General features: G+C 65.5%; 8 protein-coding genes. 4 read left to right on the forward strand and 4 right to left on the reverse strand.

All coding sequences use genetic code 11. From position 1 onward, the window contains the following. Position 1 precedes the first annotated feature (1 nt). Positions 2 to 280 carry a DUF4212 domain-containing protein gene (locus tag AC066S_RS00785; RefSeq protein ID WP_135170538.1) on the reverse strand — a complete coding sequence of 93 codons (279 nt, stop codon included), beginning with the start codon at positions 278 to 280 and terminating at the stop codon, positions 2 to 4. Positions 281 to 548: 268 nt separating this feature from the next. Here AC066S_RS00785 and AC066S_RS00790 point away from each other — a divergent pair, with 268 nt between their 5' ends. From AC066S_RS00790 to AC066S_RS00800, 3 genes are all read left to right on the forward strand, one after another. After that, complete coding sequence (locus AC066S_RS00790) at positions 549 to 1,157, forward strand: hypothetical protein (protein ID WP_135170539.1); 609 nt, start codon at positions 549 to 551, stop codon at positions 1,155 to 1,157. Positions 1,158 to 1,229: 72 nt separating this feature from the next. Beyond that, the gene (locus AC066S_RS00795) at positions 1,230 to 3,365 is read left to right on the forward strand and encodes a DUF294 nucleotidyltransferase-like domain-containing protein (RefSeq protein ID WP_478268686.1); all 2,136 of its coding nucleotides are present in this window, start codon (positions 1,230 to 1,232) and stop codon (positions 3,363 to 3,365) included. Between the two features lie 185 nt (positions 3,366 to 3,550). Continuing rightward, positions 3,551 to 4,231: a response regulator transcription factor gene (locus tag AC066S_RS00800; protein WP_478268687.1), complete on the forward strand. Its 681-nt coding sequence runs from the start codon at positions 3,551 to 3,553 to the stop codon at positions 4,229 to 4,231. Positions 4,232 to 5,235: 1,004 nt separating this feature from the next. Here the strand turns inward: AC066S_RS00800 and AC066S_RS00805 are convergent. Both AC066S_RS00805 and hemA read right to left on the reverse strand, forming a co-directional pair. Further along, positions 5,236 to 8,745 carry a PAS domain-containing hybrid sensor histidine kinase/response regulator gene (locus tag AC066S_RS00805; protein WP_135170542.1) on the reverse strand — a complete coding sequence of 1,170 codons (3,510 nt, stop codon included), beginning with the start codon at positions 8,743 to 8,745 and terminating at the stop codon, positions 5,236 to 5,238. 321 nt (positions 8,746 to 9,066) lie between these two features. Continuing rightward, positions 9,067 to 10,296, reverse strand: a complete 1,230-nt coding sequence (gene hemA, locus AC066S_RS00810; protein ID WP_126259549.1) for a 5-aminolevulinate synthase — start codon at positions 10,294 to 10,296, stop codon at positions 9,067 to 9,069. A 342-nt stretch (positions 10,297 to 10,638) separates the two neighbouring features. On the opposite strand from hemA, the gene aroQ reads away from it, so the two are divergent. Then, positions 10,639 to 11,070, forward strand: a complete 432-nt coding sequence (gene aroQ, locus AC066S_RS00815; protein ID WP_478268688.1) for a type II 3-dehydroquinate dehydratase — start codon at positions 10,639 to 10,641, stop codon at positions 11,068 to 11,070. 111 nt (positions 11,071 to 11,181) lie between these two features. Here aroQ and AC066S_RS00820 read toward each other — a convergent pair whose 3' ends face one another. Next, positions 11,182 to 12,243: an MBL fold metallo-hydrolase gene (locus AC066S_RS00820; protein WP_126259316.1), complete on the reverse strand. Its 1,062-nt coding sequence runs from the start codon at positions 12,241 to 12,243 to the stop codon at positions 11,182 to 11,184. Positions 12,244 to 12,368: the final 125 nt, after the last annotated feature.

The raw sequence follows: 12,368 nt of genomic DNA on the forward strand, positions 1-12,368 counted from the left end.
CCTAGTCGTCTTCTGCAAAACCGTATTCGCGGTCGATCTTGTCCTGCTGTCTGGCGAACACGAACAGGATGACCACGAAGGCGATCAGCGAACCCTGCGCGGCCATATAGAAACCGAGCGGGAAGCCAAGGATCGGCAACTGGATGGTGTTGAGCGGAACCACGAACATGTGGATGACGTATCCGAAGAAGAACCAGATGCCGAGGTTGGTCAGCATCAGGCGCGAGGTCTTGCGCCAGTGGGCTTCTTCTCGTTCTCTGAGATTCTGGGAGTCAGGCATGGGCTGCATTTCCTCTGTCAGCGCTCCGGCATGTGAGCCGGAGGAATCGAGGGGTTGCATACCCATCGCTGCGGCCCCCCCGTGCCGCCTTCCAACCGGTCTTTGGCCAGTTTGGAATGTCGGAGGCTAACATCAGGAGTACCGAGGTCTTTATAATACTTTCGGAGGGAACCGATGCTGCGGATGCGAACGGAGTTCGGCCGTTGACAATTCGGGCGCGGCGAGCGCGGGATAGCACGGCGTTTCCGTCTGGCAGGATCGGACTGCGATGAAGCTGCTGCAAAAATTCTTTCGACCCCGGCCGCCGATTGGCGACCGCGAGGCGCTTGCCGACTTCATCGATGCGCAGTCGGCGTTCATCGTGCAAAAGGGAATCTACGAGTATTCGCGTGCCCGCGCCGGCCACTACGCCAAGGTGCTGTTTGCCGAGGAAGGGTTTGCACAGGCCGTCGAACGTTCGCGCTGGCAGGCTTATCCGCTCGGGCTTGCGATGGTCGGCGAGATGGTCGACGGGGTATTGCGCCCACATGCCGGCACGCAGCGCCGGGCGGTTCTCGACCGGATGATCCTCGTCGTCCTCTCGGTTTTCGACCGTTATCCAGTGCCGCCGTCGATCGGCGAGGACGCCTGGCTTCAGGCCCGGCGCGAGCTGGAGCAGCGGCTCGACCTCGTTGGCGGGCATGCGCCCAAGCGCGTGATGGACATTCCCGAGCCGCTGGCGGAAACGTATTTTGCGATGATGCCGATCCACGAAAAACTGCGCGGACGGGATTTCGAGACGATACGCAATTATCTGCGCGTCAGCCTGTGCAACATCCATGACGAATTGGTCGATCGCATCGATGCGGCTGCGGTGACCAACACGCTGCTGGCGTAGGATCGCCCGGCCTCTGCCAATGCCCGGTTTGCCGGCCGGCATCGCACGGCCCGGGTCTTCCGAGGGGGGACAATGGATACGACAAGTGGTGCGGCCCCGCTTCTGTCGCTCGACGCCGTTGTCATCGATGCCGAAACGACCGGGCTCGATCCGCGCAAGGCGCGGGTGATTGAGCTTGCCGGCGTGCGTCTGTCGGCCGGAAAGCTGGGCGACGGCGGTTCGTTCGTTCAATTGCTGCGGCCGGCCGATCAACCGATCCCCGCCGAGACGACGCGCATTCACGGCATCGATGATGCCACGGTCGCTGAATCGCCGCTGTTCGTGGACGTCTGGCCGCGTTTCGAGGCGTTTCTCGGCCGGGCTGTCGTCATCGGGCACATGATCGGTTTCGATCTGGCGGTCTTGAAGCGCGAATGCGATCTGGCGGGATTGCCATGGTCCCGGCCCCGAACGCTCGATACCAGACTGCTCGCGGAGATCGTTGCGCCGGACCTCGGCGGATACCAGCTGGAGAATCTTGCGGCCTGGCTTGGCATTGACGTCACCGGTCGGCATTCCGCTCTCGGCGATGCGATCACGACGGCACGGATCTTCCTGGCGCTGCTTCCGAGGCTGCGCGAGCACGGCATCCGGACCGTTGCTCAAGCCGAGCGGGTCTGTCGCGCGCTCACCGCCGTGCTCGACGATCAGGTGCGGATGGGCTGGATCGAGGCGGTCGAAGCGACAGCCCGCAGCGATGCAGAGCAAACGCTGGAGCGGTTCGACGCCTATCCCTATCGCCACCGCAACCGCGACATCATGCGATATCCCGCCATTTTCGTCGGTGCAGACGTGTCGGTGGGCAGCGCCCTGGCGCGAATGACGAGCGAGAGAATATCGGCTGTGTACGTCGGCGCGCCGGATGCGGCCGCAGACGACGTCAAGGCCGTCGAGGCCGGGATCGTCACCGAGCGCGACGTGCTGCGGGCGATCGCCCGGTTCGGTGCCCCGGCGCTGGAGCTGCCGGTGCACCGGATCATGAGCAGGCCGCTGGCGTCGATTCCCGACGACGCGCTCGTCTATCGCGCGATTGGCCGGATGAATCGGCTCAAGACCCGTCATCTCGGTGTCGTCGATGAGGCTGGCCGCGTGGTCGGTGCGTTGTCCGCGCGGGACCTGCTGCGTCTGCGGGCGGGGGAGGCCATATCGCTCGGGGACGAGATCGAGGATGCCGCGGATACGCAGGCCTTGGCGCGGGCCTGGGCGAAGCTGCCGCGGGTTGCGGAGGTGCTCCTGGCGGAAGGATTGTCCGGCCGCCAGGTCGCAGACGTGATTTCCAGTGAGCTCTGCGCCCTCGCCCGTCAGGCCGCCGTGATTGCCGAGCGGCTCATGCAGGAGCGCGGCGAGGGCGCCCCCCCGACGCCATACACGCTGGTCGTGCTGGGGTCTGCCGGACGCGGCGAGAGCCTGCTGGCGATGGATCAGGACAATGCCGTGATCTTCGAGCAAGGCGAACCGGGAGGCGACGAGGATCGCTGGTTCGCGACGTTCGGAGCGCACGTTGCAGATATTCTGCACGAGGCCGGTGTACCCTATTGCAAGGGGGGCGTCATGGCGAAGAACGCGCCCTGGCGCGGCTCTGTTGCAACGTGGCGGGACCGCATCGAGCACTGGGTCTGGCGCGCCAGTCCAAGGGATCTGCTGTCGGTGGATATCTTCTTCGATCTCCGGGCCGTTCATGGCGACGGCAGCCTCGCCGTCTCCGTCAGGCAGGCGGCCTTCGCGGCCGCCGAGGGGCAGGTCGCATTCGCCAAGCTTCTGGTCGAAGGGATTAGTGTCCCTGCGAGCCTGAAATTCTTCGGCGGCATCCGTACTGAAGGCGGTCGCATCGACCTCAAGGCGGCAGGGCTGTTCAGCCTGGTCGCTGCAGCGCGTGCGATGGCGATTCGCTACCATGTGATGGGCCGGTCGACATCGCAGCGACTCGCGGGCGTGAAGGCCGTGGTTGGCCGTGGCGAGACCGATCTCGATGCGCTCGACGAGGCCCATGGTGTCTTTCTGGAGCTGATCGTGTCGCAACAGATTGCGGATGTGGCGCAGGGAACGCCGCCCTCCAATGCGGTGCTGGTCAAGCGATTGTCGACCCGTGACCGCGAGCGATTGAGGGCAGCGCTCCAAGCGGTCGCCGTGATCGATGATTTGACCCGGGACCTGTTGTTCAGGGATTGATGAGCCCCGTCAGCGGTTTTTTGCGCTGCAGCATCGACCGGTTCGCGCCCGTGATTAACTGCCTTGCGATTGCGGGCGGAAGGTTACCTTGCAAGACGGCTCCAGTCGGTGAACAATCGTCAATTGTTGCTTGACCGGCAACGAGTTGAAATTCTTTCCCGATCTTTCGTCGGCCTGCGGAACAGATGACTGCAACAGCCAATGCAAACACCCATCTCGTCATCGCCGACGACCATCCCTTGTTCCGCGATGCGCTGCGACAGGCGGTGGCGGGTGTCCTCCCGTCGGCCAGGATCGACGAGGCCGGATCCTTCGAGGACCTGACGGGGCTGCTGGAACAGACCTCCGAGGTCGACCTGATCCTGCTCGATCTCTCGATGCCCGGGATCTCGGGCTTTTCTGGCCTGATCTATCTGCGCGCGCAATACCCGGCGATCCCGGTGGTGATCGTCTCGGCGTCCGACGACAGCGCCACGATCCGCCGCTCGCTCGATTTCGGCGCCTCCGGCTTCATCCCGAAGCGTTTCGGCGTCGAGACCTTGCGCGATGCCATCCTCAAGGTGATGGAGGGCGACGTCTGGGTTCCCGCTGACACCGACCTGTCCGCGGCCAGCGATCCCGACATGACGCGCCTGCGCGACCGCCTGGTGACGCTGACCCCGCAGCAGGTCCGGGTCCTGATGATGCTGTCGGAGGGGCTCCTCAACAAGCAGATCGCCTACGAGCTCGGGGTCTCCGAGGCCACCATCAAGGCGCATGTCTCGGCGATCCTGCAAAAGCTCGGCGTCGAAAGCCGCACCCAGGCGGTGATCGCGGCCGCCAAGATCGCCGGCGGCCAGTGGAAGCAGGGCACCCCGGCGGGGTAAGGCGTTTTACTCGCCAACTCGCGGATGTCGGGTCTTGGGAGATAAGCGGACATCATGTGCGCGTTCTTCGAAGCATGATTTTGCAGTGACATGCCCGAGGCCCCCCAAGGGATTGCATCGTCGCGCAAAACAGCAACGGCTGGCTCGATCGAGCGGCGGATAATGATTCTGCTTTACAGAAATTCGGATTCAGCGTAGATATCACACACTCCGATCCGGCGAAAAGGGGCGGTCGTACGTCGTCACGAGCCGCGGATCGGGCTGCGGTGGACCCATTGGCGCCGTCGCGGATGCGAGATGCAGGGCGGGGTGATGGATTGAGCCGATCCCCGTGAGCTTTTCGCAAGCCGCGTTGTACGAACGGCGCGCAAGCGTACGGCAAAACCGTGTGGTCCTGGCCGTCGTTGCTACGGTCAAGTCTTGCGGAGGCGACATGGCGCCAACCGGCGCAATGCCGGCGACTTCCGTGAGGCGAGGGAGGCCAGAAGGAAAGTTCGGCTCCCGGGAGAGCACGGCATAAGCCGTCCGACCATCGCGCAGGGAAGGCCGTGTGTTCGGCTACACCTGTATGCTGCTGTGCGGTTCTTCCTGCGTGTGTATTTCGCGCAGCGGACCGCGGGTGCCGGCCGGCACCCGGCCTTCCCTGCGCCCTTTTCTCCAAGGAGGGCGTGACGAGAAGCGCAAAACTCGGGCGAATCGCGCCGCGAGAACGCGAAGGCGTGTCTGCGAGAGGAAATACGAATTGGATGACGACGCTGTTGCGTCACTGACGCGTCAAATGGTGCGGAGAGAGCAATTACATCTCACTCTCGTGCCCCGGACGCAGCGCAGCGTCCCCCCGGCGATGCGAAGCATCGGCCGGTGCGGTGCGCTGCAGAGCCGGGGCCCATCTCGCCGCGCAGTGCCGTGCCACGCTGGGTCCCGGCTCGGCGCCGCAACGCTGGCGCGTTCCGGCTTGTCCGGGACACGGAGTGCTCACGTGGGGGCGCTCGCAATTGCGCGCTTCACTCCGCCGCCACCATCTGCTGCGTGCGCCACTGGCCGAGCAGGGCGCGGAGCGAGGCCGGCTTGACCGGCTTGTTGAGCACCGCGACCTTCTCGTCGCGGGCGGCGATCTGCACGGCGGGGCTGCGGTCGGCCGTGATCAGGATCGCGGGGATGCCGTCGCCGAAACGGCGGCGGATCTCGCGGATCGCGGCGATGCCGTTGCCGCGATCGAGATGATAGTCGACCAAGAGGCCGGTGACGCGGCGGCCGGCGGTTTCGATCGCGGCGATCGCGCCTTCGGGATCGGCGACCGCGATCACCTCGGCGTCCCACGCCTTCAGCAGCGTACGCATGCCGTCGAGGATCGCCGGGTCGTTCTCGATGCAGACGATCAGCGCGCCCGAGATCGGCGTGTGCGCCAGCGGCGTCGCACTGGTCACGGCGGCGGTGTGGGTGATCGCCTTCGCCGTCGGCACCGTCACGGAGAACACCGAGCCGCCGCTTGCAGTCCCGTCGATGGCGATGCCGTGCTTGAGCACCCGCGCCAGCCGTTCGACGATCGAGAGCCCGAGGCCGAGGCCGCGCGCGATGCGCGCGCCCTGCTCCAGGCGATGAAATTCCTTGAAGATCTCGCCGCGCTTGATCGGTGGGATGCCGACCCCGGTGTCGTAGACGCAGATCTTGAGCGAAGGGCCCTGGCGGCGACAGCCGACCAGCACGCGGCCGCGCGGGGTGTATTTGATAGCGTTCGAGATCAGGTTCTGCAGCAGGCGCCGCAGCAGGAGCCGATCCGATTCGACCGGCAGCGAGCAGGGCACGAAGACGAGTTCGAGGCCCTTGGCGCGCGCGATCGGTGCGAACTCGATCTCCAGCGAGCGCATCAGATCGGCCATCTTGAAGCTCGAGATCGAGGTCGTCATCGCGCCGGCGTCCAGCCGCGAGATGTCCAGCAGTGCGCCGAGGATCTCTTCGATCGCCTGCAGCGATTCGTCGATGTTCTCGACCAGCCGGGTCTCCTCGCCGCTGTGCTGGCGCTCGACCAGGCTCGTGACATAGAGCCGCGCCGCGTTCAGCGGCTGGAGAATGTCGTGGCTGGCGGCGGCGAGGAAGCGGGTCTTGGAGATGCTGGCGTCTTCCGCCGCGCTCTTGGCCAGGGCGAGCTCGGAATTCAGCCGCGTCAGCTCCTCGGTGCGGTCGCGCACGCGCTTTTCCAGCGTGGCGTTGGCGCGCTCCAGCGCTTCGGCCGCCTCGAAGCTGGGCGTGACGTCGGTGAAGGTGATGACGAAGCCGCCGCCTGGCATGCGGTTGGTGAGCACCTCGATCACCATATGGCGTTCCGGCAGGCGTTCGAGATACGGCTCGCTGTCGGTGGTGTAGGCCGCGAGGCGCTGCTCGATCATCGCCTCGCTGTCGGCCTGACGGTCCGGGTCGCTCGCGTCCATGAATTCCAGGATCTCGCGCAGCGGCGTGCCGAACTGGACGATGTGCGGGGGCACATTGAGGAGATCGCCGAACTGCCGGTTGGAGCAGATCAGCTGCAGGTCGGCATCGAACACCGCGATGCCCTGGCGGACGTGGTTGAGCGCGGTCTGCAGGATCTCGCGGTTGAAATGCAGCGCCGCGTGGGAATCGTCGAGCAGCTTGAGTGCGGCTTTGGCCGAAACCGTCCGCTTGCGCAGCAGCAGCGACATCACGAGGCGGGAGGAGGCGGCGCCAATCGAGGAGGCGATCAGGTGCTCGGCGTGCTGCAACAGCTCGAAATCGGCGGGAGCTCCCGGCTCGAGCCGCAAATTGCGCCGCGCGGAGAACGCCTCGAAGGAATGCCGCGCTCGGTCGGGTCCGAGATATTGCGCCACCGTGGTCTGGATGTCCTGCACGGTGACGGTGGTGCGCCAGCGCCGGAAACTGGGCGAGATCGGCGCAAGCGTATTGGGCACGAACAGATCGGCCTGCAACAGCTCGATGGACGAGGGCCTTCGCGCCAGCGACAGCAGCACATAGGTCAGGATGTTGAGCGATAGCGACCAGATGACGCCGTGCATCAGCGGCGGCAGGTCGGAGCCGAACAGCGCCCGCGGCCGCAGTGCCTCGATGCCGAACGGGCCGTGCTGGAGCAACAGGATGCCCGATGTCGAGGAATCCATGAAGCTCGGCATGAACAGCGTGTAGAGCCACACCGCGAAGCCGACCAGCATGCCGCCGATCGCGCCGCGCGCGGTGGCGCGCCGCCACAACAATCCGCCGAAGAAGCTCGGGGCAAGCTGGGCGATGGCGGCAAAAGAGAGCAGGCCGATCGCCGCGAGCTGGGTATTGCCGAGCGCGCGGTAGTAGAAATAGGCCATCACCATGATGGCGAAGATCGCGAGCCGCCGCGAGCGCAGCAGGAAGTTGCTGAAATCGGCACCGCCGGTCCGCCCCTCAGGCCGCCGCTGCAGCACCAGGGGCACCACGAGGTCGTTCGAGACCATGATGGAGAGCGCGACGCATTCCACGATCACCATCGCGGTCGCCGCGGACAGGCCGCCGACGAACACAACGACGCTGAGCAGATCCGCACCTCCCTCCATCGGCAACGCCAGCACGTACATATCGGGTTCGGCCGCGCCGAATGGGAAGGTGACGAGGCCGGCGAGCGCGATCGGGATCACGAACAGATTGATGGCGACGAGGTAGAGCGGGAACAGCCAGCGCGCGCGGCCGACCTCGGCGTCGGAGGAGTTCTCGACCACACTGACGTGAAACTGGCGCGGCAGCAGCATGATCGCGCAGAGCGACAGCAGCGTCATGGTGAGGAAGTTGCCGATCGACGGCGAGTAGTTGATGGCGCGCACCGCCTCCGGCGTCTTCATGGCGCGCTCGATCAGCTCCTGCGGCGAGAACATCCAGAAGGTGACGAAGATGCCGGCGGCGAGGAAGGCGACCAGCTTGATGATGGATTCGGTCGCGACCGCCAGCATCAGGCCGTGCTGGTGCTCGGTGGCGTCGGTCTGCCGGGTGCCGAACAGCACGGCGAAGGCCGCCATCGCCAGCGTCACCATCAGCGCGACGTCGCCGACGATCGGAATGTGGGAGAAGGCTTGGTCCTCGCTCAGGATCGTCTCCAGCGAGGAGGCGACCGCCTTGAGCTGAAGCGCGATGTAGGGCACCGAGCCGATGATCGCGATTCCGGCGACGGTGGCCGCCACCGCCTGGCTCTTGCCGTAGCGGGCCCCGATGAAGTCGGCGATCGAGGTGATGTTGTGGGCTTTCGCCAGCTGGATCACGCGGCGCAGGACGCCGGCGCCGAGCCCGATCATCAGGATCGGGCCGACATAGATGGCGAGGAAGTCGGTCGAGGTGCGGGTGGCGAAGCCGACCGAGCCGAAGAAGGTCCAGGAGGTGCAATAGATCGCCAGCGACAGCGGATAGATCAGCCCGGGGGTGCGACCGCGCCCGGCCGGCGAGCGGCGGTCGCCATGGCTCGCCACCAGAAACAGAAAGCCGATATAGCCGAAGGCCGCGGCGATCACGCCCCAGTCGTGCAGCATGGCGAGCACGCTTCTCCTGGGCGCCGGTGGCGCCCGAGCTCATTTTCCCTGCGAACCTAGCGCGTTGGACGGGGCGAGGCGACAGCGAAATGCCGGGCTGGGGCGGGAACTGCTGGCGTCGTTAAGGTGCAAGCATGCAGCGCGGGTGCCTACCCTCCCCTGGAGGGGGAGGGTCGATCGCGCGCAGCGCGAGCGGGGTGGGGTGATCTCTCCACACGGGCACTGTTGGAGGTGGAGGGACCGTCACCCCACCCCGTCTCACATTTCGCTGCGCTCCATGTGAGCCGACCCTCCCCCTCCAGGGGAGGGTAAGAGAACAGCCTACTCCGCCGCCAGCGACTTGGCGCGCAGGGGCAGGCCGAGGCGGTCCCACACCTGCAGCAGGGCTTCGGCGAGCTGATCGATCAGGCCGTCGTCGTGATAGGGCGAGGGCGTGATGCGCAGACGCTCGCTGCCCTTGGCGACCGTCGGATAATTGATCGGCTGGATGTAGATGCCGTGCTCCTCGAGCAGGAGATCGGACGCCTGCTTACACTTCTCGGGATCGCCGACGAACAGCGGCACGATGTGGGTGTCGCTCGACATCACAGGCAGCCCGGCGGCGTTGAGGATCGCCTTGACGCGAGCGGCGCGATCCTGGTGGCGCTCGCGCTCCCAGTTCGAGGCCTTCAGATGCTTGATCGCGGCGGTCGCGGCTGAGCAGATCGCCGGCGGCAGCGCGGTGGTGAAGATGAAGCCCGGCGCATAGGAGCGCACGGCATCGATGATCTGGCCGTTGGCGGCGATGTAGCCGCCGAGGCAGCCGAACGCCTTGGCGAGGGTGCCCTCGAGAACGTCGATGCGGTGCATGACGCCGTCACGCTCGGCGATGCCGCCGCCGCGCGAGCCGTACATGCCGACGGCGTGGACCTCGTCGACATAGGTCATCGCACCGTATTTCTCGGCGAGATCGCAGATCTTGGCGAGCGGGGCGACGTCGCCGTCCATGGAATAGAGGCTTTCGCAGACGATCAGCTTCGGGCGGTTCGGGTCGGCCGCCTTCAGCAGCTCCTCGAGATGCGCAACGTCGTTGTGGCGGAACACGACCCGCTCGCAGCCCGACTGGCGAATGCCCTCGATCATCGAATTGTGGTTGAGCTCGTCCGACAGAATGAGACAGTTCGGAATGAGCTTTGCGATGGTCGGAATGCCGGTCTGGTTCGAGACATAGCCCGAAGTGAACAGCAGCGCGGCTTCCTTGCCGTGGAGATCGGCAAGCTCGGCCTCGAGCTGGACCAGCGGATGATGCGTGCCGGCGATGTTGCGGGTGCCGCCGGCCCCGGTGCCGACGCGCGTCGCGGTCTCGACCATGGCGCCGACCACCTTCGGGTGCTGGCCCATGCCGAGATAGTCGTTGGAGCACCAGATCACGACGTCGCGCTTGCCCTTGGGCGAGTGCCAGACCGCGTGCGGGAACCGGCCGGCCGTGCGCTCGAGGTCCGCGAATACGCGGTAGCGCCGCTCGGCGTGGAGACGATCGAGGGCGGAATCGAAGAACTGGTTGTAATCCATCGGCAAGACCTGCAACGGAACCCGGCCACGGCGGCCGCTCATTTTTAGAGCTTTTCCAGCTCCAATGTCTATGCGCCAGCACACATTTGGTGCGAGCTGCGCGGGTATATTGATAGCGTCGCCTCGCAGGCGATAGTTGATGTGGATCAAACGCCTAACGCGTGCCCGCCGCCGTTGACCGCGGCCCCTGCCAAAGCCGGAGACCGCTGCGGCCGGCTTGGACATTTTGTCCATGGGCCGCCCTGCGTCCATGATGGCCGAGCCGGTCGCGCCGATCTCGTCGTCTCGTTTTCGTCGGGACGCGGATCGGTGCCCGGCCAAGCTCATGCGAAAGGACGCCCGATGAAACGTGTCATGATCCTCAACGGTCCCAACCTCAATATGCTCGGCATCCGCGAGCCGCATATCTATGGCACGACGACGCTCGCGGAGGTCAACGCGAGCTGCGCGGACGTGGCGGCCAAGCTCGGCCTCAAGCTCGCCTTCCACCAGTCCAACCATGAAGGCGTGCTCGTCGACCTGATCCAGTCGGCGCGGCAGGATGCCGACGCCATCGTCATCAATCCGGCCGGCTTCTCCTTCACCTCGGTCGCGATCATGGACGCGATCAAGACGTTCGACGGCCCGGTGCTGGAAGTCCACATCTCCAACATCCACGCCCGCGACGAATATCACCGCCACTCCAAGATCTCGTTCGTGGCGACCGGGGTGATCTGCGGCCTGGGCCCGTTCGGCTACATCGCGGCGCTGCACGCCATCGCGAATATGAAGTGAGGTGGTTCCACAAACTCGTCATGCCCGGGCTTGTCCCGGGCATCCACGACCTCGTTCTCTCGCGTGGAAGAACGTGGATGGCCGGGACAAGCCCGGCCATGACGACAACGTCTACGTCGTCCTGAATTGCAGCACGCCGTCCTTCGTCTCGGCCGTCAGCCGGCCCTCGACGATCATGTAGTTGACATGGGCGACCAGTTCGCCGGCGGCAAAGCCCATCTGGTGCTCGTCGAGCACATGCTTGTTGAACACCACAGGCACCAGCGCGCGCGAGGTCTGCGGCAGCTCGCGGCAGGCTTCCGCGATCAGGCGGCAGCGCTCTTCATGGTGGTCGGCGAGCTGCTTGATGCGCGTCTTCAGTCCGTAGAACGGCACGCCGTGGCCGGGCAGCACCAGCACGTCATAGGGCAGCGTCGTGGTGAGGCTGGCGAGCGAGGCCAGGTATTCGCCGAGTGAATTCTGATCGGGCTCGACCGCCCAGACGCTGACATTGGGCGAGATCTTGCTCAGCACCTGGTCGGCGGAGAGGAACAGCTTGTCGTCGGCGCAATACAGCATCACCTGGTCGAGCGCGTGGCCGCCGCCGGTGATCACCTTGAAGCGGCGCGTGCCGATGACGACGTCGTCGCCATGGGAGATGCGGCGGTAGGAGGGCGGCAGCACCGAGACGCGCTTGAGATAATCCTGGCCGCGGCCCAGCAGCTTTTCGGTGAGCGACTCGTCCATGCCGTGGCGGCGGAAGAACAGCCGCTGCGCCTCCTGCCGCTCCGCGGTGCCGCGGTTCTGGTGATAGACCGATTGCAGATACTCGACCTGCGACATCACCAGCGGGCAGTTGAACCGCTCGACCACCCAGCCCGCAAGTCCGACATGGTCGGGATGAGAGTGGGTGACGATCAGGCGCGTGATGTTGACGCCTTTCAGCGGCCCGTCGAACAGCTTGGTCCAGGCCTCGATCGTCTCCTCGTTGCCGAAGCCGGTATCCACCATCGCATAGCCGTCGCCGTCGGCGAGCAGGTAGATGTTCACGTGGTTGAGGCGGAACGGCAGCTTCAGCCGCGCCCACAACACCCCGGGCCTGACTTCGACGATCTCGTCGTGGCCGGGATGCTGGTCCCAGGGATAGCGCAGCGCCTCGGCCGAGGACGGTGCGGTGTCGGTTTTCGCGTTCATGCTACCCGCTTAAACCCAGCGCGCGCGGTGCGCCAGCCGAAAAAGGACGGGGCGGGGTCTGCGCATGGCGGTCATACCGGGGGCTTTTTCCGTGATGTGGGACTGCGAGACGCGGACTCACCCCG

The sequence above is a fragment of the Bradyrhizobium sp. CFUWI genome (assembly GCF_056429085.1).

Coding starts and splice junctions, on each gene's coding strand:
- AC066S_RS00795 (WP_478268686.1), top strand. CDS start 1,230: ATGGATACGACAAGTGGTGCGGCCCCGCTTCTGTCGCTCGACGCCGTT.
- AC066S_RS00785 (WP_135170538.1), bottom strand. CDS start 280: ATGCCTGACTCCCAGAATCTCAGAGAACGAGAAGAAGCCCACTGGCGC.
- AC066S_RS00790 (WP_135170539.1), top strand. CDS start 549: ATGAAGCTGCTGCAAAAATTCTTTCGACCCCGGCCGCCGATTGGCGAC.
- AC066S_RS00805 (WP_135170542.1), bottom strand. CDS start 8,745: ATGCTGCACGACTGGGGCGTGATCGCCGCGGCCTTCGGCTATATCGGC.
- AC066S_RS00820 (WP_126259316.1), bottom strand. CDS start 12,243: ATGAACGCGAAAACCGACACCGCACCGTCCTCGGCCGAGGCGCTGCGC.
- aroQ (WP_478268688.1), top strand. CDS start 10,639: ATGAAACGTGTCATGATCCTCAACGGTCCCAACCTCAATATGCTCGGC.
- hemA (WP_126259549.1), bottom strand. CDS start 10,296: ATGGATTACAACCAGTTCTTCGATTCCGCCCTCGATCGTCTCCACGCC.
- AC066S_RS00800 (WP_478268687.1), top strand. CDS start 3,551: ATGACTGCAACAGCCAATGCAAACACCCATCTCGTCATCGCCGACGAC.